Annotated in this window: 12 protein-coding genes; 11 read left to right on the top strand and 1 reads right to left on the bottom strand. The window is 31.8% G+C overall.

Going from position 1 to position 23,132, the window contains the following annotated elements; genetic code table 11:
* Positions 1 to 37: 37 nt before the first annotated feature.
* From Q0U66_RS00815 to Q0U66_RS00780, 8 genes are all read left to right on the top strand, one after another.
* Positions 38 to 9,316, top strand: coding sequence for an FctA domain-containing protein (locus Q0U66_RS00815; RefSeq protein WP_297376476.1), 9,279 nt, complete (start codon positions 38 to 40; stop codon positions 9,314 to 9,316).
* Positions 9,297 to 11,138, top strand: a complete 1,842-nt coding sequence (locus Q0U66_RS00810; RefSeq protein ID WP_297376474.1) for a SpaH/EbpB family LPXTG-anchored major pilin — start codon at positions 9,297 to 9,299, stop codon at positions 11,136 to 11,138. Before Q0U66_RS00815 ends, Q0U66_RS00810 begins: the two co-directional genes overlap by 20 nt.
* A gap of 107 nt (positions 11,139 to 11,245) precedes the next feature.
* Positions 11,246 to 11,917 carry a class C sortase gene (locus tag Q0U66_RS00805; RefSeq protein WP_297376472.1) on the top strand — a complete coding sequence of 224 codons (672 nt, stop codon included), beginning with the start codon at positions 11,246 to 11,248 and terminating at the stop codon, positions 11,915 to 11,917.
* Complete coding sequence (locus Q0U66_RS00800) at positions 11,904 to 13,898, top strand: SpaA isopeptide-forming pilin-related protein (protein WP_297376470.1); 1,995 nt, start codon at positions 11,904 to 11,906, stop codon at positions 13,896 to 13,898. Before Q0U66_RS00805 ends, Q0U66_RS00800 begins: the two co-directional genes overlap by 14 nt.
* A gap of 1 nt (position 13,899) precedes the next feature.
* Positions 13,900 to 14,619, top strand: coding sequence for a class C sortase (locus Q0U66_RS00795; protein ID WP_297376468.1), 720 nt, complete (start codon positions 13,900 to 13,902; stop codon positions 14,617 to 14,619).
* Positions 14,609 to 15,229 carry a SpaA isopeptide-forming pilin-related protein gene (locus Q0U66_RS00790; protein ID WP_297376466.1) on the top strand — a complete coding sequence of 207 codons (621 nt, stop codon included), beginning with the start codon at positions 14,609 to 14,611 and terminating at the stop codon, positions 15,227 to 15,229. The genes Q0U66_RS00795 and Q0U66_RS00790 overlap by 11 nt, the downstream gene beginning before the upstream one ends.
* Before the next feature lie 60 nt (positions 15,230 to 15,289).
* Entirely contained in the window at positions 15,290 to 16,003 is a 714-nt protein-coding gene (locus tag Q0U66_RS00785; RefSeq protein WP_297376464.1) for a class A sortase, read from the top strand.
* Between the two features lie 102 nt (positions 16,004 to 16,105).
* A complete protein-coding gene (locus Q0U66_RS00780) occupies positions 16,106 to 17,359 on the top strand; it encodes an LCP family protein (RefSeq protein WP_297376462.1) in 1,254 nt (417 codons plus the stop codon).
* Positions 17,360 to 17,438: 79 nt separating this feature from the next.
* Here Q0U66_RS00780 and Q0U66_RS00775 read toward each other — a convergent pair whose 3' ends face one another.
* The gene (locus Q0U66_RS00775) at positions 17,439 to 18,869 is read right to left on the bottom strand and encodes a PTS transporter subunit EIIC (RefSeq protein ID WP_297376460.1); all 1,431 of its coding nucleotides are present in this window, start codon (positions 18,867 to 18,869) and stop codon (positions 17,439 to 17,441) included.
* Between the two features lie 109 nt (positions 18,870 to 18,978).
* Between Q0U66_RS00775 and Q0U66_RS00770 the strand changes: the two genes are divergently transcribed.
* The 3 genes from Q0U66_RS00770 to secA form a co-directional block, all read left to right on the top strand.
* Complete coding sequence (locus Q0U66_RS00770) at positions 18,979 to 20,391, top strand: trypsin-like peptidase domain-containing protein (protein WP_297376458.1); 1,413 nt, start codon at positions 18,979 to 18,981, stop codon at positions 20,389 to 20,391.
* 102 nt (positions 20,392 to 20,493) lie between these two features.
* The gene (gene raiA / locus Q0U66_RS00765) at positions 20,494 to 21,027 is read left to right on the top strand and encodes a ribosome-associated translation inhibitor RaiA (RefSeq protein ID WP_297376456.1); all 534 of its coding nucleotides are present in this window, start codon (positions 20,494 to 20,496) and stop codon (positions 21,025 to 21,027) included.
* A 115-nt stretch (positions 21,028 to 21,142) separates the two neighbouring features.
* A partial coding sequence (secA, locus tag Q0U66_RS00760) for a preprotein translocase subunit SecA (RefSeq protein WP_297376495.1) occupies positions 21,143 to 23,132 on the top strand: 1,990 nt, incomplete at its 3' end.

The raw sequence follows: 23,132 nt of genomic DNA, 5'->3' as shown, positions 1-23,132 counted from the left end.
GAAGGGAGGAGTATATATTTAATATACATAAGACTATATGAAAAGAAGAACGAGAATTGTATCTTTATTTTTAGCTTTTATTATGGTTTTATCAAATATTTCTTATCCGGCTACTGCACTTGCAAACAGTCTTAATGGAGACCAAGAAATAATTGAAGTTGATAATACACAAACTGAAAATAAAAGTGAGTCTAAAGATGATAAAGATGAACTATCTAAGGAAGATATAAAAAACTTAGATAAACTCAAAGAAAATATCTCTAAAGACTCAAGTGATGCAATAGAATTAAATGAAGAATTAGGTCTAAAAGCTGCAGACAAGATATCGACTGATGAATACAATCAAATCATGAGTAGGTCAAGTTTGAGCAATAGAAATGTTTCTTTATTTAATGCAAGAAATGCTAGCAATGATGCTGCGGATGGTTCAAAGATTGAATCTATATCTGTCTCTTGGATAGATAAAGAGCAAGGAGATAATTCTAGACTAAACCTAGTATGGAATGACAACTACAATCAATCCGTAAGAATGAAATTGAATTTTGCCATGTCAGGTCAATATGATTATGAACCTGGTAAAGTTCAAATAAAGATTCCAAAGCAGATATTCAAAGATAGAAATGGAAAACCTATAGGAAATATGACCTTAGCTGTGCCAAAAGCGCCAGACAATAATGGTATATTTAACTATGTCGAAACAGATGATTCATATATTTTAGTAAATACTAAAATAATATCAGCTGCTTCTCAAGGTTCAATAGAAATGACTATAAATTCATTGAAACCTTCAGAGATAAAAGACTTAAAAACAGGCTATGTGACAGATCCATTCTATGCCGATATTAGTGTGATTACTAATAAAGGAAACCAAATCACAAAAACATCTAACAAGATAGATGCACAAGTGGATACAAAGGCTAGAATTTCTGATGCATTTAAAAGAAATGAAACTTTTGTGCATGAAAGCTATCCAAGTGATTGGCCGCAAGAGTTGAAGCCAAAAGAAAATGCAGACGATTATGTTTACGTTAAATGGACTGCTGGTGCTAACACTAAGGCAAGTCAATATTTTAATGTAGAAGTAGAAGATAAGGCAGATAACACTAAAGAATATAATAAGGGTGTTAAAGTATTAGGGTTTGAAGATTCTAAACAAGGGACAGTTTATAAAAATGAAACAGGAGAAGCTTCTGTTTTTAAAGAAACTATTGCTAAAAATGTCTATTATAACGATGGGCAAAACTTCAATTCAACAATATATACAGCCTATCCAAAGTCTGAATTTGAAAATGGTAAAACTTATGAATTAAAGAATAATATTAACTTCAAAATGACTGCTGTTGATGATGGTGAAACATCAGAAACTTCAGCAAATGCAAGTATAAAATATTCACCGGTTGCATACCATAAGCCAACTGGGCATTTTATTGTAAGAAAAAGAGGTATGGGTCCACAAAATACTATGGTCTCTGGAAAGAGAGAAGGTATTTACTCAACAGCCTTAAATGATCTTTCAAATGGGAAAAATACTGACATAGAATTTGAAGTTGATGTAGTAGGATTTGGTGAAAAATGGACCTTAGGTGAAGATTCACAAGGAAAAGATTTAGATCCGTTTAATAAGAAATCATATAACCAAAAGGACTATACTCTAGTTGTAGAGGATACAGCTGTTAATTTTGACTATGGAAAATCTCTAGACTCTAAATCTTTTGAATTTAAATCATTAAGATTCAAAATACCAATTATATCTGACTATAAGAAATTTGAAGAAACCAGATATGGATACCTTGAAGGTGAAAATGGTATTGCTTGGGGAATAATTCCTAAGGGATACTATGGTTATGAAAGAATTGAAGATAAAAAACTAATTCCTGATATAGAAGTATTTGGTATGGTAGATGGAAATAATGACTATACAAAATTTGCAACTATTTCTCATAAAACAGGAAGCATGGTAATAGAAACTGTAAATGGTGCCACAGCTGATAGAGATAAGGTGATATTCCCTGAAAATATCGTTAAATACAAGGTAACATCAAAAACTAAATTATCTCATTTAGAATGGAATATGTATCCTACAGTTACTTTAAAGGCTAATAATCAAATAAAAGAACAAGTTCAAAATCTTTATGATAATTCCTTAAGACCTATGACAAGGTCCGAAAATACTATTAAGATGGATATCTTAGTAAATAATAGTAAAGACCTAAAACATATAAATGTTGACGTAGGTAGAGACCAATTGATGGGATTCTCAAGTGGAACTAAGATGGATAAACACCTAAGCTACTCTAATGATAAATCAAATGGAAGAGTTTTACTTAACTATAGCGCAAAGGTTAGAACAGAAACCAACGTTAATTCATTAGAAGCCCTACAAGAGGCCATCGATAGTGGATTATATGAGGAACAGAAAAAAGGAATATTTTATGATTTGCTTCCAGAAGGGGTAATTCCTGATACTAAAACAATAAAATTAAGAGAAAATGACACAATTACAAATATTGAGTTATTTGAAAACTACAAAAACACTGGAAGAATATTATTAAAAGTAGAAGCCGATTTAACACCAAATTATAAATATAACAATAATGTATCCAACTCCATGATAGGATCATCAGGATATTATGATGAGCAAGAAATAAGCTTCCAAGCTAGATATTCTTGGTTATCACTGAAAGATTTTGGTGAAAAGTTGGATAATAAGATTGCTTATGAAGCGGTAGGTATTGAAAAATTAGGTTCAATCAAAGATTTAATGGGTGAACCTGATAACCCATATGCCGGAAACAATAAATATACAAAAGATGCTTTTTCTGATGAGGACAAAGAAATAAAAGATGCTTTTGTTAACCTTAACGACAAGCATAATAAACCAGTTTTTGTATATGCGAAAAATGAAAGTAGTGTAGAAGCCGACACTTATACTCTAGCATCATTGCAAAAACTTGTTGATGTAAATAATGAGCAAGCTTATGGGGATGGTTTAGATAATCTACTTCCTAAAAATGTCTATGAAGGTGGTCAATATTCTTACAATATTAGATATAGGACAACTCAGACTACAAAATCTAAAAATATTGTGATTTATGATAATCTTGAAAACTATAATCCAACAAGTGATAAAGAAGATCATAATGATCAAACATGGAGAGGTCAATTTAGATCGATAGATGTCAGAGCTCTTAGAAATAGGGGAGTTGACGTAAAAGTATACTATTCAGTAAAAGAAAATCTTACACTGGATGATACAGACAACAGACAAGATATGGATTTATCAAATACCAATATTTGGTCTACTCAAGAGCCAAGTGATAAGTCTAAAATCACAGCAATAGCTGTAGATGCTAGAAAAGATACTGAAGGAAATGACTTTGTTTTAAATGAACTTGAAGAGATTTCCTTCATTATAAATATGAGTGCACCTATGGTTAAAGACCTGGCAAAAGTCGGTGAAGAATCTAAATGGTATGACACTGACCTTAAAGAAAATGAGACTGAAGAGGGCCTAAACGGTGGTGCTCATGCCTATAACAACATTAGCGTGTTAGCATCAACAGCTTCTGAAGGTGACAGTTCTCAAAAAGTTGAACTTATCAGACAAGACTATGTTAAAGTTGGTCTAAAACCACACAATATAGAAGTAACTAAAGAGTGGGATGACTTTAATGATAGAGATGGTAAAAGAACAGATTCAGTAACCATTCGTCTTTTAGCAAATGGAGTAGATACAGAAAAATCCTTGGTATTATCTAATGATAATGAATGGAAGGGTGTTTTTGAAAACCTACCATACCAAGACAAAGATGGAAATAAGATAATATATTCATTAAAAGAAGATTATGTAGAAGGTTACAACTTTATACCAGGTCCTGGCGAAGATATAAAAAATGGTATTAAATATAATACTAAAAATAAACATAATCCAGAACTTGTTGTAATTGAAGGTGAAAAGAAATGGGATGACCAAAACGAAATTACTAGACCTGAAAGTATAGAAATTATGCTTTATAAAAATGGAGTTAGATATATTACAAAAACTGTAAGGCCTGACTCAAATGGTCAATGGAAATTTAAGTTTGATAATCTTTTCAAATACGAAAATGGTGAAGAAATAACTTATACCATAAAAGAAAAGTATGTTAATGGATATGTAAGTGATATAAAAGATTTCAATATCACAAATAAATATACTCCTTATGGAAATTTAAATATAACTAAAGAAATCACAAATAAGTTAGAAAGTAATAAAGACCAAAACTTTACTTTTGAATTCTTCTTAAGAAAACCGGATGGAGAAATATTTAACTCAAGATTTAAATTTGTTAAATATAACAAGGAAACTGAAGAAGAGATAAGTGAAGGAACCGTAAGTTCTAATGGTGGACTTATTGAATTTAATTCTAATGAAAAAGTAGTGATTGAAAAAGTTAACTCTGACTACCAATATGAACTAGTAGAAACAGATATACCTCAAGGATACAAGTTTGATAATAGAAACTCTGAAAATATTCAAGGTACTATTCAAGCTGGGGAAGAAAAAGAAGTTAAAGCAGTAAATATCTATACTTCAAAAGGAGAATTGAGACTGGATGCAAGTAAAACCCTTAAAGGAAGAGACTTGATACCTGGTGAATTCCTATTTGACATAAAAGATAAAGCTACTGGCAATATTGTATCTTCAGGTAGAAACTCTAGTGATGGAAAGATAAACTTTGCAGCAATAGAATACACTCATGAAGATATTGGTAAAGAATTTAATTATATTTTAGTTGAAAGAAATCTAGGAGCAAAAGGTATAACAAAATATGACGAGAGTCAATATGAGTTTACTGTGGATTTAGTAGATAATGGCGATGGAACCATATCAGCTAGTCCAAGATACTTAGATAAAAAATTAGAATATATTGATGGTAATCCTAACTTTATCAATGAATATAAGGCAGAAGGTGAGCTTGAATTAAAGGCTTGGAAGTTCATTCAAAATAATTTTGAAATTAAAAAGGATGAATTTACTTTTGCTATATATGATGAAGAAGGAAAAGAACTAGCTCAAAGTAAAAATGATGAAAATGGTAAGATTAGTTTTAAACTTAAATTTTATGAGACTGATATAAATAAAACTAAAACATTTACTATTAAAGAATTAGCTGGTGACAACCAAGACATGGTTTATGACGATAGTAGTATAGAATATACAGTTAGGGTCATAGACAATAAAGATGGAACTTTATCCTTTGAATCCAATGCTAAAGATTTGAAAACGGATGATATAAAAAATGATCCAAGTCTACCTATATTTGTAAACAAATATAAAGATGGTTCACTAAGTATTCAAAAAGAAATAAGAGGTTATGGTGATCCTAATAAGATTTTTAAATTTAAGGTAAGACTAAAGGGTGATAAGGATCTTTTACCTAAAGGAAAACTTGATATAAAAAGATCATATATTAATGATCAAGAATCAAACGAATCTAACGTAGATAATGATAAAGAGTCATCTAATAACATCTTTAGAAATGTATTGGATAGTGTGATAAATCTATTTACACCAAGCACTGTAGAAGCTGCAGCATCAGATGCTCCATATGCCTTAAGTAAGGGATATATTACAACGGATAATCGTGTTGTAAAAAGTGGAACAATAGACAATGAAAATGGAAGTCATGGAATCACTTGGGAGATATATGATAATGGTCATCTAGTTATTAGACCTACAGGCAGTGATGCAGGTGTGATAAGTATAGGTGAGTATGAATTTTTAGCTTATAGGCATGTAAGCGAAAATGTTCCGTGGGTACATGAAAAATATGATTCTTTATCTATAGAGAAAAATGTTAAAGGTGGAAGATCTATCGGTGGAGTTTTTGCAGAAGAAGGCATTCCAGGTTTTGGGAATGATTCAAGCAGTGATTCTAATCGTGGAGATAAACCAACTCACGCTAAAAGAATAGATGTAACTAATCTAGATACATCAGATACTGAAATATTCAGGGAGATGTTTAGAGGAAATAAAGAGTTAGTAGAATTAATTGGTCTAGAGACGCTTGATACAAGTAATATGAAAAGAATGGACGAAATGTTCCAAAGAGTAGAGTCATTAAAAACATTAAACTTATCAAGTTTCAAGACTTCAAAAGTGGAAAATTTTGCTGCCATATTTGATAATATGCATTCTTTAGAAGAGCTAGACTTATCAGGATTTGATATGTCTAATATGACCGGTCAAAGTTCAATGCTATCATATCTTCACAGTTTGAAGAAAATAACTCTTGGTCCAAAAACAAAATTAAACACTGAAGCAGGATTAGAAAATAGAAATAATTACAATCCGGATGCTAATCAATGGATTAATATAAATGATGAGACTAAAAGATATACAGCTATTGAACTTCAAAATCTAACAGGCGATCCTACTGGAACATATAGGCTTGGAGGTAAGCCATATAAACTAAGATATAAGATGATTTATAAGAGATTTTCTTATTCACCAGAAATTGATTTACCGGATGCATATAGCAATATATATAACAAGGAAGAAAGAACCTTAGAAATGGGTGATAACTTTGTTATACCAAAACCTAGTCATTTGGCTAAAAAAACAGTAAATGGAAAAGAATATTATACTGTAAAAAATGATGGTATTACACTAGGTTTAGTAAACTTTAAATTGCTATCTTATGATGGGGCAACGCCTAACCGTATAACTTATTACGGAGATTACAATATAGGAGATAGGATTGACACATCTAGATTTTCAAGTATAAATAATCCACATGTATACTTAGAGTCAACATGGAAAAGGTTGAATTATAAAATAAACTTTTATGATACAAATCGAGGTGGTGGTGAGGAAATCAAACCCATAATCGCTAATCCAGGTGAAGAAATTGTATTGCCTGATCTTGTTAGAGAGATTACTAACAAAGATGGACTAAAATATGTATTTGAAGGTTATTATGACTATGACTTTGGCCAATATCAACCAGGAAATACATTCATACAAAATCTTCAAGATAATGTTGAGTTAAGTGATGTAAGCTTCTTTGCTCAGTGGACACCTATTAATTATATAATTAGCTTCGATGCAAATGGAGGCATCCAGACCTATAAAGATATAATTGCTAAAGAAGATGAACCTGTAAAATTACCAAGTCCAACTAGGTTAGGTTATAAATTTAAAGGTTGGTCTAGATATCCTGATGGAGATATTATTTCAGACAACAAAAATATATTTTCTACAGGATATAAAGAAACCCTTTATGCTGTTTGGGAACCAGATAATAATAACATAGATATAGTAGATGGTGAGTTTGAAATAGAGCTAATACCTGGACAAAAGGTAACAATAGAAAATCTTCCATCAGGTATCACTTATGAAGTATATGAAGAGAAAGAAGATGGCTGGGTTTTAGTAAGTGAAGAAAATACTAGCGGGGAGATAAAGTCTAATACAGAATCTATTGCTAAGTTTGTAAATGAACATAAACCTTACTCTACAGAAGCAAAAATCCAAGGTAAGAAATATCTGGATGGACAGGGTTCAAAAGGATTCAAATTCAATTTATTAAATGAAGATAGGGAAGTAGTTGATACAGCCGTTTCTCTAGAAGATGGTTCCTTTAGTTTTGCTAATCGTATTTTTGAGGACGATTATTATTACTATCAAGAAAATGAATTCTATGAAGAGACTTACTATATACAAGAAGTTGTTGGTCAGGATCCTGCAATTGAATACGACACTCATGAAGAAAAAGTTGTTATAAGAGTAAGCAGAGATGAAAATGGTTATTCTCTAAAATCAGAAGTAATCTATCCAGAAGGCAAAACTCAAGCTGTATTCAACAATACAACAAAGAAAAACGACTTAACTATATCTAAAGAAGTTACAGGAACAGATGCTAAAGACATCGACTTTACTATAGTGGTAAGTTTTAATGGAGGAGAAGAATCTCCAAATGGTTATGATGAAACCATTACATTAAAGAATGGTGAAAGTCATACCATTGAAAATCTAAAATATGGTACAAACTACGAAATTAAAGAAATCAACCTTCCTGACAACTATACTTTAGAAAATATAAGTAATGAATCTGGAACTATAAAAGGAGTAGATGTTAAATCTGTTGTTACAAACAAGTATTCATATGAGGCAAGTGGATCATTTAACTTAAAGGCTAAGAAGATTTTAGAAAATGCTGAACTTCAAAGTGGACAATTTGAATTTGAATTGTTAGATAAGGATAAAAACTTAATCGAAAAAGTTAGAAATGATCAATTTGGAGAGATTAACTTCAATGCAATTTCTTTAGATGAGCCGGGTGAATACACCTACTATATTAGAGAAATAAAAGGTAATCTTCCAAATATAAAATATGATACTCATGAAGAAATAGTTAAAGTTACAGCTACAGATAATAAAACAGGAAGATTAGACATAAAAGTCGAATACGATAATGATGGACCTGCATTTACAAACATATATGAGCCTGAAGATAATACTAATATAGATTCATATGATCTAAAGGTATCTAAGACAGTAGTTGGAACTGAAAGACTTGATAAATTTACTCTAGTTGTAAGTCTATCTGATAAAGATAGACAAGCTCTAACAAGTGCTTATCATTGGGAATCTGACACCAAATCAGGAACCATAAAAGATGGTGAAAGTCTTGACATATCTGCTGGTGAAACAATAACTATTAAACAATTGCCTGAAGGTGCAATTGTAGAAGTAGTTGAAGAAGAATCAGCTGGATATACTTTAGGTCAAGATTCCAAGACAACAGAAACGATTACAGACAAAGAAAATGTAATTTCTTTAACTAACATCTATTCTGCAAATGGCCAATTAGAAATAAAAGCTAATAAAACTCTTGTAGGTAAGGATATCAAGGATTACGAGTTTGAATTTATGATTATGGAAGATGACAAAATAATCCAAACTGCAAGAAACAATGATAAGGGTGAGATTGTGTTTGAACCTATTCAATATACCTTAGATGATATAGGAACACACAAGTATAGGGTCCTAGAAAAAGCTGGTAATGAAAATACTATCAAATATGATGATAAGGTATATGAATTCGAAGTTGAGGTAAGTGATGGTGGCCAAGGTAAATTAATTACTGAAATAAGTGGTCTAAATGAAGATATTAACTTCAAAAATGTATATCGTCCTATAATGCCAGTCACAGGTACCCACAACACTATAAGCTATCTATTAGCTTTAACAAGTATGCTATTTGTTGCTTTATATATAAATAAAAAAGATTCAATAAGGAGAAAAATCTATGAAAACAAAATTAAATAGGCTTTATGCTCTAGTATTATCACTACTTATGATAATAACAGCTAGTTCAACAGTTTTTGCTGCAAATCAAAATCTAGCAAATCACACAACAAAATTAACAATCCACAAGTTACAATATATGAATTCTAACGAAGAAGGACAATATATTGAGAAGAAAAATACTGGTAAGGAAATGAATATTTCAGACTTTGGTACTGAAGCTAAAGTATGGGATAAATCAAAGAATGGTGAAGTTGGATTTAGTATATTTAAATTAGATAAAGAAAAAGTTTTAGAGTCTAATTTAGCAGATAACAACCCACAAGCTATAGCTGATGCTGTAGAAAAAGATAATACAGCTTATGGAGCAACAAAAGTCAATGATCAACTAACCGTTGATGAAAATGGTTTAGTGTCATTTGAGAACTTAGAAGAAGGACGATATGTAGTAGTAGAAACTTTATCATCTTCAACAGTTACTCAAAAAGCTAAAGCAATGTTCATATCTCTACCATTAAACAATGATGAAGCTAATGGATATTTAGATGAAGTACACCTATATCCTAAAAATAAGGTAGAAGAAAAAACACAAGAACTTGTAAAATATGTTTTAAGAAATGGTGAAGCAGACTCTAAAGCATATGAAGGTGCAAAATTTGACCTTTATAAGGGACTACCTGGACAAGGTACAAAAGTAAACCAAAAAGATTTAGTAACTAATGGTGAAGGTAAAATCTCTGTAAATGGCTTAGAAGTTGGATCATACTATTTTGTAGAATCTTCAGTAGCAGATGCTGATTTAATTGAAGGTCAAGCAAACAAAGTTTTACTAAACCAAGAAGTAGTAAATGAAGCAACTAACAAGTTAACATTTGAATATAAAAATGATGGTTCTATAGTTTATCCTGAAGGATCATTATTAGCTGAAGGAAAACAAGTAATAAACTACGAAAAACCAACTATTAAAAAAGAAGCTACCGATGAAAGACCAGTAAAATCATACAATATTGGTGATGAAATTTCTTATAAAGTTACAGTAGATGTTCCACACAATATAACATCATATAAAACATTCAATTTCACAGATAAAGCTGATAAGGCTTTAACTGTTGATGTTAACTCAATTAATATAGAAGGTTTAACTAAAGGTACTGATTATCAAGTGAGTGAAATTGATGGTGGATACCAATTAGACTTTACTCCAGCTAATTTAGCTGCTTTTGCTGGTAAACAATTAACTGTAACATATAAAGCAACTATAAATGACCAAGTAGAATTTGGAAAACCAGTAAATAACACCGTTGAACTAAACTTTGATAATAATACTGAAACTGGTAAAGAAAAAGATAATGAAGAAGTATTTACTTATTCACATAAACTAGTTAAAAAAGGTCAAGGTTTATTTAATACAGGTATAGCTAAAGAAAACCTTTCAGGTGCTGAGTTTAAGATATATAGACAAGGTGAAAACGGCGTAGAATACCTAAAGAAATCTGATAACAAGGTAGAATGGGTAGCAGACAAAAATGAAGCTACTGTTTATACAACAGGTGAAGATGGTAGTGTAGTTATTGAAGGTCTAAAAGCTGGTTCATATGTAGCAGAAGAAATCAAGGCTCCTGTAGGTTATAACTTACCAACAAATCCTACTACAGAATTTACAGTAAGTGATAAAGAAGAAGGACAAAGTGAATGGACAGTTTCTGAAACAGAAATTATAAACGAAAAATCTCCTGACATGCCTATGACAGGTACAGAAAAAACAGTCCTAGTAATTGCTGGACTTGCAGCATTGACTGTAGTTGGATTTGTAATTTCAAAAAGAAATAAAGAACAAGCTTAAAATTAATTAGATTTTAATTGATTAGATAGAGGTAAAATTTGAGAAAACATTTGGATAAAATAATATTTTTGACAGTCATCTCGATTTGTTTGTATACAATCTTTGAAATGAGAGTGACTGAAAGAAATAGACAAAATGAATTGATATCAAAGTTTGAGTCAAACTTTGAAATACAAGAGGATAAAAATGAAGGTGATGTTTTCTCTGTAAAAAGGGCCTTACTTGAGACTATCGGTGTACTTTATGTACCTGACATAGACCTTAAAATGGCGGTGTTTTCAAATGCTGGAGAGGCAGCCTTAAATGAAGGGGCAGGCCTTATAGTTGGAACAGGTAATTTAATACCTTATGAAAATTCCAATAGTGTCATCACATCTCATAATGGGGACTCATTAAAGGACCTATTTATAAATGTACCTAAATTAAAAGCTGGTGATCATTTTTATATAAAAAATAGGGACTCCAAGATATATAAATATGAGGTGTTTGACACTAGGGATGTCAGTCCAATAAATGAGTTTGAAAAAATTATTCAGCCAAAAGCTGATGAATCTTATGTAACACTTAGGACTTGTACACCTATAGGGATCAATAGTCACAGGTTTTTAGCAACAGGTAAATTAATTGAAGAAGTAGAAACCATACCCAACTCAAGTTTTACCCTATCATTATTTGAAATAGGACTTATGGCAATTGCTACAATTGCTTTAATCCTATTGCTTATAAGCATAATAAAAAAAGATGACCAAAAGGAGAATAAAGAAAATGGGAAAAAATAATATTAAAAAATATTTCTCAATCTTATTAGCAGTATTATTATTTGTATTACCATTAGGTAATGTATTTGCCAACAATGTTGAAAATACAGGTAAAGCTGAAGCAACAGTTAACCTAGCAATTAGAAAACTAATGTATGAAGGTGAAAAAGAACTAAACATCAAAAATACAGGTAAAGAAGTAGAATTACCACAAGAAGTTACAGCATGGGACAAATCTAAATTTGGTGATGTTGGATTTAGCCTATATAAAATAGAAAAAACTGCTTTAGCTAAAGTTGAAAAAAATGCTATGGAAATAGCTGGTGAAGTTGAAACAGCTGTAAATGCTGGAACAGAATTACCATATGGTGCAGTAATAGTTGGTGAAGAAGTTATAGTAAATAATGAAGGTGTTGCCTTATTTGAAAATGTAGAAAATAATAAAGATCATTTATACGTTATTGTAGAAACTAAGACTTCTGCCTTGGTAAAACAAAAAGCTAGACCAATGGCTGTACAACTACCAATAACAAATGAAGAAGGAAATGGTTACCTAAAAGATACTATTATTCTATATCCAAAAAACGAAGCACAAAAATTAACCTTTGATTTAATTAAATTAGTTCAAAGAACAGGAGACGCAGATGCTAAGCCTATAGAAGGAATTAACTTTAAGTTATATGTTGGTGAAGCAGGTAAGGGTAAAGTAATTCAAGATAATGAGGATAAAGATTTAGTTTATACTACTGATGCTGAAGGTAAAGTAACAGTTGAAGGACTAGTAAAAGGACACTACTACTTTGTAGAGCAAGAAACAGCTAATCTAGTAGATGGTATGTTGGAAGAAGTAGACGCTAAAAGAGAAGATGTTGGTGATTTATTAGTTTCAGGTTTCGCTCAAAATAACGAACACAACAAATTAGGTTTTACAGTAGATGCTAATGGTGATATAAAAGTTGACGATGAAGAATTCTTTAATGCTTATACTAACTACGATAAACCAGAAATCGATAAAACTCTTACAAATCCTACAGCTACAGTTGAAGGAGAAAAATCTTCTTACTCAGTTTTAGAAAAAATGGACTTTAATGTAAAATTAGATGTTCCTCATGACATAAAAAATTATTCTAAATTTGAATTTACTGATGAATTGCAATTAAACAATGAAAAAACATCTGATGCAAGATTTATCTTAAATGATCAAGGAAAACTAGAAGTTGAAGTAAAAGCTGGTGAAACTGTACTAGTAGAAGGTGAAGACTATACAGTTACCTTAGATGGAAATAACAGCTTCAAGCTTAACTTTATAGTAAAAGATAATAAGGTATCTGATAAAGTTGCAGCTACAAGAGAATTAAATGTAACATATTCAGCAGAGTTCACTGGTGATGTAACTCCAAATGGAGACTATTCTAACGAAGTTAAATTAACCTTTAACAACGATCCTAATGGTGAAAATAAAGATAGACATGATAAGGACGAAGAAGAATTTACAACTTACGGTTTTGTAGTAAAGAAAGTTAATGATGGTTTATGGGGTTCAAGTATCGCTCCTGAAGCATTAGAAGGTGCTGAATTCATCTTAACTAAGGAAGATGAACAAGGAAACACTTTATATTATACAGGTGAAAAACAAGTCGTAGATGAAGCTGAAAAAGTATTTGAAGCAGTATTTAGTGAAAATGAAGAAGATGCTTTAACACTAGTTTCAGGTGAAGAAGGACTTATAAAAGTAAATGGTTTAAGAAAAGGTACTTATAAATTAGTTGAAACTAAGGCTCCAAAAGGATATAGACTACCTGTTGATCCAGTAACTGAAATAACTGTTAAAGAAGATACTCACACAGTTGGAGTTTTAGACAATATTAAAAACAACAGAACACCTGACCTACCAACAACTGGTACAGAACAAATGGTAATGACAGTAGGTATATTATTAGCAGTAGTTGTAATTTCTGTAATTGCATACACAGTATCAAGAAATAGAAAAGAAGTAAGATAAATTGAAAAAGTTTATTTCAACATTTTCTAAAATATTACTATTGTTAGTATTTCTTTTTACCTCATATACTGTGATTTCTCAAAGGTTTGTTGAATCTGCTAAAAGAGAAGAGATAATCGAAGGATATTTTGATATAGAAAGAAAAAACACAACTGATATAAGTGAACTTTTATTAAATATGGAAGGGGTCTTGTTGATCCCTTCTGTAGATATAAAGGTACCTGTTTTTACAGGAACTTCAGAAGCTGCAATTTCCACCGGAGCTGGTATCATTGAAGGATCAGGAAGCTTAGAAGATAAAGAAAATGTGAATGTTATTGTCACATCTCATAATGGAAGTAACAATTCAACTCTTTTTATAAATTTAGATAAACTTGATAATGGAGATATTTTCTACATCAAGACCAAAGAAGGAGTTGAAAAGTATGAAGTCTTTGATACAAAGACAGTTTCTCCAATAAATGAGCTAGAGCATTTTATTGAGCCTCAAAAAGGGGAAAAATATATTACTCTAAGAACCTGTACTCCTGTATATATAAACTCACATAGATTATTAGTGACCGGAAAGCAATTGCCTTATGATATGAATGAGACCATTCCTAGTCAAAAATTAGTTTTTTCATCATTTGAATACATAATGATGGCTATAGGAGGAGTTTCTTTAGTTACATTTATATTGATGGTAATATTAGACAAAAAGGAGAAAAAAAGTGAAGAATAGAATCTCTATTTTATTATTAGCTCTACTATTCTTAATTCCTACCAATATACTTGCAGCCAATAATGGTTCAAGCGAATTATACGAAATCACAATTCAATCATTGGATAAAAATGGGCAAGGACTTAAAGGATTTAAGTATAAAATAGTTAATAAGAATACTAAAGAGGAAACAATAGTTGATTTAACAGACTCAACTAGTAAAGTTGTTAAATTGAAAAAAGGTGAGTACCACTTTGAAGAGATTCAAACACTAAAAGGATATGAAAAATCTAAAAGATTTGATTTCAAGATTCCTTTAGAAGGAACAGGTACAATACAGCCTAAACATTTAAAGACTGTACATGAAACTATAGTAGAAACTGAAAGAGAAACAGAAAAAGAAACCAGAAAAGAAACAGACAAAGAAACTGGTAAAGAAACCGATAAGGAAACTGGAAAAGAAACCGGTAAAGAAACAAGCAAAGAACCAAAGGGTAAAAACAAGTATACAAAAACTGGTATGGAAGACAATAATGATAACAACAATGTATTCCTATACTTTTTAGCCTTCGCCTTGATATCATTGACTGGTATTTTAGTTTTTACTAAAAAGAAAGATGAAGTAAAATAAACTTTATCGTTGATATTTATATTAAAATGCTAGAGAGTCTAGCTTAGTTAAGAGAAGTATATGAGAAAAAAATTATTAACAATATGGGCTATAGTGACAACTATCTTGCTTTTATTAGCGCTATATTTATATCGTGATGATTTTATGCGATTTATAAAATACAATAGAAAAACTGGCGTGAATGGATATGTTGACGACTACGATGATTTGAGCAACTTGGGGTTGAACCCAAGCTACAACGTAGATGATGTAGAAAATTTATCCAGAGACTTGGTTGACAAATACAAGGATGAAGCCAACAGGGCGGTATCTAAGGGCAGGATTTTAATTCCTTCTGTAAATATAGATGAAAAAATCTTTGAAGGTATAAACAACGCCCACCTACTTTTAGGAGTGTGTGAACAACTTCCTAGAAGTCAAGTCAAGGCTGGAGACCACGGCAACTACATTCTTGCTGGACATATAAGTTTTATAAATGAGCATTTCATATTGACCCCTCTTAACAAGGTAAAATTAAAAGATAAGATTTTTGTCTTAGATCAAAAGTACGCATACGTTTATGAGATTGATAGTGCCGGTCTTTATCATGTGAGTGATACTAGACCAATAAACATCGATACCGACGAAAAAATGATAACCATCTATACCTGTAAAAGGCATGCTGGATACCATCCAACTGAGCGTTTTGTAGTACAGGGAAGATTGGCAGATAAATTTTCTATAGACAATTTTACAGAAAAAGATTTAAGGGACAAAATTAACAGCTTAATATAGATAAATTGAAGCCTTCAAAAAGTTTTGAGGGCTTTTGTATATTTAATATTGAAAAATTCCAGGACTATATATAATATATTATATATGAGTAAAGGACGAGATATGAAAAATAGAAATAATAGGCCTAGAAGAGTCTTAGAAGATTCTTATGTAGATTCTAATAGGGGTCAAAGATTTAAAAATGAAGAATCATATGATTATGAAGAATATAATAATTATGATAATAATTCCTTTGAAGATTATGATTATCCTTATGATTCTTATCCAAGAAAAAAAGCAAAGAAAAACAAGGTCTTTTCTTTAAATTTAATAGTATCACTTGTATTTTTAACTTTTATATGGGTTTTAGGCTTGTTTTATTATCCAACAAGATTGCTTATAACTATAATTTACCTAAGTTTGCTCTTGATATCTGTATTTATCAGATTATCTAAAAAAGCGGTCTTGGCAAAGATAATAAGCTGTATTTTAATGCTGGTAAATATAGGCTTTGTAGGCAGCTTCATATTTATATACCTCTATGCAGACTTTAACTTAAGGTCAACCAATATTGATGGGGTAAGGGCCAATCCAAATCTTTACAAGGATTATTCCTACAATATATTTATATCAGGTTTTGATAATGAAGGGTCTATAAATACGGCTTCAAGGTCAGATGTAAACATATTGACCAGTGTAAATATGAAAGATAAAAAAGTCTTATTGACTACCATTCCAAGAGATACCTATCTGCCAATTGCCTTGGGTGGGCAAAACCAATATGACAAGCTAACCCACGCCGGCATATATGGGGTAGAGTCATCTATGAAAACTATAGAATATGCCTTGAAGACTCCAGTAGAATATTATTTTAAGATAAACTTTACTTCCTTCATTGACATAGTTGATGTGATTGGCGGTATAGATATAGACAATGAATATGAGTTTACAGCATGGAATGGTGTACACTTTCCAGCAGGTAAATTGCACTTAAATGGAGAACAGGCTTTAAGCTATGTAAGGGAAAGGAAGTCTTTGAGTGAAGGTGATATAGGAAGAGGTAAGCACCAGCAACAAGTTATGATGGCGATAGCTGATGAAATAGCTAGTCCTAAAAATTTATTTAGGTATCCTAAAATTGTAAGAATGCTTAAAAAATCTATAGCTACTAACATTCCTACAAGAGTTTTATTTAACACCGCTTTTGAATATGGTAAGTCCAGCAAATTCGAAGTTGAAAGAGAATATGTAGAAGGCTATGGACAAAGAGGTCTTCCATCTTTTGCCATGCCAAACCACAATCTATATATGTATGTGCCATATGAAGAAAGTTTAGAAAAAGTTTCAACTAACATAAGGAACTTGTTAAACAATTAAACTTAAACACTAAAAGATTAACTCCTCCAAACATATCCGTCTGGAGGAGTTTTTATGTGTTGATTATTTTTGATGGAATTTAGTTTTCCATAAGTTCTAATATCTCATTAGCTATTTTTTCTACCTCTAATCCAATAACTACGTGGACATTGTTGTTAGACATGTGCATCACTTCAATAACCCCTAGTTCTTTCAATTTTTCATCATCAACTAGGGAAGGATCTTTAAGGTTTAATCTCAATCTTGTAATGCAATTTTCAAAAGTATTGATGTTTTCTTTGCCGCCAATATATTCTAATATTTGTCTAGATTTATCTGATATATTTATATTTTTATCTTTATTTACAATGGTTGTATCTTCTCTTCCTGGTGTCTTAAGGTTTAATTTCTTTATTAGGAATGTAAAGACAAAGTAATAGAGTGCCATCATTCCTAGTCCTACAGCTAACATCAAGACGGGCCTTGTAGCTTTGTTAAATTGTAGGATATAGTCTATAAGTCCAGAACCACCAACACCAACAATCTTTATACCTAGTAAATTACAAATTACATTTGATAAGCCTGTAAATAAGGCATGGACAACAAATAAGGCAGGTGAAACAAACATAAAGGAAAATTCAACTGGTTCAGTTATACCTGTAACAAATGTGGCTAAAGCTGCTGCATACATCAGACCCTTTACACGTTTTTTATTTTCTGGATAAGATGTTTTATACATGGCCAAAGCTGCTCCAACTAAACCAAACATCATCATTGGGAACATGCCTGATACAAAAGTACCAGCTGTTGGATCTCCTGCGAAATATCTTGGTATTTCACCAGTAACATTTGCAAATTCTGGAAGTGATGAAGGTAATTGCATCTGGATATATGTACTTATAATATGATGCAAACCAGTAGGGATAAGTAACCTATTAAAGAAACCGAATAAAAATGGTCCGGATTTTGCATTACCTAAAAATACACCAAAGTTTTGGAAGGCTGTGTCTACATATGGGAATACATAGGCCATTACTAGTGAAGCTAGGATAGCGAAGAATGAAGACATTATAATTACAAGTCTTCTTCCACTAAAGAAGGCAAGTGCTTTTGGTAAGTCTTTATCTTTAAATTTTTCATAGCTAAGGCCAGCGATAATACCGGCAATGATACCTACAAATATGTTGGATTCAATAGTTTCAATCCCTGCAAATCCAAATGAGTTTAGTCTTTCGTCACCAAGTGGTTTTAAAGTTCTAGTGATAATGTAGTATACAACTACAGATGCTAGTCCTGATGCTACGTGTTTGTCCTTGCTTATACCACCTGCAACCGAAACAGCAAATAGTAATGGCAATATAGCAAAAATTGTCCACGCAGCTTCTTTTAAGAATGGTATATTTAATAAATCATCAGAGGCTAACCTATTTAATATAGCCGCTGCTGGCATCACGGAAATAGCTAAAAGCATTGAACGTCCTAGGACTTGAAGCTTTTCACTAATCTTTTTGAAAAAGTTATTATTCTTCACAAATTCCTCCTTATAATTTAGATTTCATAATTTCTTCACAATGTACATAATGTTACTATATATTATATATATATTATATCTATAATAAGCAAGGAAAGGAAATGATCAAATGACTAATAGAAATGATGATGAATTTTTAAGATGGTTAAGAGATAATGAAAGTGAAGAAAATTCTGAAATAGAAAAAATAGAAGAATTTCATAATGATACTATTGAAAATGAAGAAAAAATAGAATCAGATGAAGATAAGTATGAAGATGATTTAAAGTTTGAAGATGAAAAATTTGCTGATAATCCTACTAATAATTCTAAAGAGGATAGTCATAGTGAATATTCCGATAAAAGAAATTATAACAACATAAATAGGATTTATGTCGATAAAGATTATGTTGATGAGCAGATTGCTAAGAATAAAAGTAGATTTTCGGCATTAAAGATCCTCGCCTTGATTCTTACGGGTGCAATTTTAGGTTCTTTTTTAGGGCCGATTTTACAAAGTAAGTTTATAGGACCAAATACAACTAGATCGAATATCACTAGTCAAGAAACAATAAATATAAATAGTAGTGATGAACCAAACATAGAGAACGCAGTTGCTAAAAAAGCTATTCCATCCGTTGTGGGTATCCATACTTCATTTATACAATCCAATCCATTTATGTTTGGTATGGAAAAGAAGGCTGAAGGTATTGGTTCAGGTGTAATAGTGAGTGAAGATGGTTATATATTGACCAATGCACACGTGATTGGGAACAATCCTGAAAAGATATCCGTTCTCTTTTCTGATAATACCAGTGCAGAAGCGGAAATTGTTTATAAAAATACCAACTTAGACTTAGCGGTTATAAAGGTAAATAAAACTGGTTTACCAGCTATAGAATTTGCAGATTCAAGCAAGGTTCAAATAGGTGACAAGGCTATAGCCATTGGAAACCCATTAGGATTTAACTTGCAATCTACATTAACCTCTGGTTATATTTCTGGTCTTGATAGGTCCATTACCATGCAAGATGGAACAACCATGACAAGCTTGATGCAAACAGATGCCTCAATAAACTCAGGAAACTCTGGTGGGGCCTTGTTAAATAGTAATGGGCAACTAATAGGTATCAATACTGCAAAGGCTGGATCTACTGACGGTATAGGCTTTGCCATTCCTTCAAATACAAGTAAAAACATAGTTGATCAAATCATAGAAAAGGGTTCATTCTCACAAGTAGTCTTGGGTATAAATGGTATAGACTTAGACTTGTACAAACAATATACAAAAAATAGAAGTATTGAAGCTTCCAAGGGTGTTTATATAGCTGAAGTCTTGAAAAATTCTTCTGCTGAAAAGGCGGGCTTAAAAGCTGGTGATGTAATCACACATATTGATGATATGGAAGTAGATTCTATGAATAAACTCCAACAAACTTTGATAACAAAAAGAGTAGGAGAAAATGGCAAGATTAAGATAATTAGGGACAATAAAGAATTAACCTTAGATATCATATATGAAGGGCAACAAGCCAATATATAAAAATCCTAAATAAGTATAAAAAAATTCTAAATTAAAATAAATTTGTGTTAATAAATTATTATATTGGGTATATTATTAATATCAGATATTAGGAGGTACGAAATGAGAATTGAATATGTAGGTAGAGATATAAATATTAGAGATAATTTCAAAAATGAAGTTGATGCCAAAATTTCCAGACTTGACAAATACTTTGATGAAGATGTTGATGTAAAAGCAACATTCTCAGTAAATGGAAATTTCAAAAAGGCTGAACTTACAATATTTCTAAAGGGCGGCACTATCTTAAGGGCCGAAGAAACTACCGATGATATGTTAACTTCTGTTGATAGGGCTATAGATGGTCTAATTTCACAAATTAGAAAATACAAGACCAAGCTACAAAACAGAAAACAAGGTGAATCCATCAGATATGAACATATTCAAGAAGATGAAACTACCTTAGAAGAAGATTCTGTCCCGGAAGTTATAAAGACTAAAAAGATAGGCTTGAAACCAATGTTCCTAGAAGATGCTATTATGCAAATGGAACTATTAAACCATGATTTCTTCGTATATAGTGATGCTGAAACTGAATTAGTCTCTGTAGTTTACAAGAGAAATGATGGAAACTACGGTGTAATTGAACAAGCATAAGTGAATTAAGAGATAAAAAGGAAGATTTTATCTTCCTTTTTTATTTATCTGAAAAGCATTTTGTGGTATAGTTATTATGAATAAGTATAAGGGAAAGATTGGAGAACAGATGGCTATAAGTTTTTTAAAAGGGCTTTTTAAGTCCTATAGCGAAAAAGAAATAAATAAATTAAAACCGACAGTTGAGAAAATTTTAGATTTAGAAAAAGATTTTGAACAATTAACAGATGCTCAATTAAGAGCTAAAACAGAAGAATTTAAAGGGAGATTAGCTAAGGGCGAGACTTTGGATGATCTTTTGGTAGAAGCTTTTGCGACTGTTAGAGAAGCAGCTTGGAGGGTTTTAGGATTAAAACCATATCCAGTGCAAATTCTAGGTGGGATTATTCTTCATCAAGGTAAGATTGCAGAAATGAAAACTGGTGAAGGTAAAACCTTAGTTGCTACCTTGCCAGCATATTTAAATGCCCTAGAAGGTAAGGGAGTTCACGTGGTTACAGTCAATGATTACTTGGCTCAACGTGACAAGGACCAAATGGGTAAAATCTATAGATTCCTAGGTCTTACTGTGGGAAATGTAGTCCATGGTTTAAGTGAAAGAGAAAGACAAGAAGCTTACAAGTATGATATTACCTATGCTACAAACAACCAATTAGGTTTTGACTACCTAAGAGACAATATGGAAATCCACAAGGAAGACACTGTTCAAAGAGGTTTACACTTTGCTATAGTTGATGAGGTTGACTCTATCCTAATAGACGAAGCTCGTACCCCTCTTATAATTTCAGGTCAAGGGCAAGATTCTACAGATCTGTACCAAAGAGCAGACCAATTTGTAAGTACTCTTACAGGACGTGTTTTAGACCCTGAAGAAACAGAGAAGAATAAGTTGGATTCTTTATTTGAAGAGCATGAATTAGAAACTGTAGACTTTGTAGTTGATGAAAAAAGAAAATCGGCTACTCTTACTGAACAAGGTAATGATAAGGCAGAAAAATTCTTTGCGGTAGAAAATTTATCAGATCCAGAAAATATGGAATTGATCCACCATATAAACCAAGCTTTAAAAGCTAGAAATACCATGCATAGAGATATAGACTATGTAATAAAAGATGATGAAGTATTGATAGTTGATGAATTTACAGGCCGTATCATGGAAGGTAGGAGATATTCTGATGGTTTACACCAAGCTATTGAAGCTAAAGAAGGCGTATCTATCAAGAGTGAATCAAAAACTCTAGCTACAATTACCTTCCAAAACTTCTTTAGAATGTATGACAAATTATCAGGTATGACAGGTACAGCCATGACTGAAAAGGATGAATTTGCTGAAATCTATAACTTAGACGCAATTGAAATTCCAACAAATGAGCCAGTAATTAGAAAAGATGAAAATGATAGAATTTATGTAAATGAAAAGGCTAAGTTCGACGCGGTTGTGGATGAAATAAAGGAAATCCAAGCTACAACTAGACAACCTATCCTTGTTGGTACTGTATCTATTGAAAAATCAGAATACCTATCTAAGTTGTTGAAGAAAGAAAGAATTCCTCACGAAGTGCTAAATGCTAAACAGCACCAAAGGGAAGCTGAAATAGTTGCCCAAGCTGGTGTTTTAGGAAAAATCACCATAGCAACAAACATGGCTGGTCGTGGTACCGACATTGTTTTAGGTGGTAACCCAGAATACTTAGCTAAAAAAGAAATGAAAAAAGAGGGCTTCGAAGATTATCTAATAGATGAGGCAGATGGTTTCGCAGAAACAGATGACCAAGAAATATTAGATAGTAGGGCTAGATTCCAAGAGTTAAAGAGTCAATTTAAGAAAGCGACCGATGAAAATGCTAAGGAAGTAGTTGCAGCTGGTGGACTAATGATAATTGGTACAGAAAGACATGAGTCAAGACGTATAGACAACCAGTTGAGAGGTAGGTCAGGTCGTCAGGGAGACCCAGGTAGGTCTAGATTCTATATTTCATTAGAAGATGATTTGATGAGATTATTCGGAGGTCAAGCCTTAAATAGGTTTTCATCATTCCCGGAAGATGATCCAATTGAAGCTAAACTATTATCTACAGCTATTGAAAAAGCTCAAGGCAGGGTAG

This window comes from uncultured Helcococcus sp. (assembly GCF_946998255.1).
In the GTDB taxonomy this organism is placed as follows: domain Bacteria; phylum Bacillota; class Clostridia; order Tissierellales; family Peptoniphilaceae; genus Helcococcus.
This window is presented reverse-complemented; position numbering and strand designations above follow the sequence as displayed.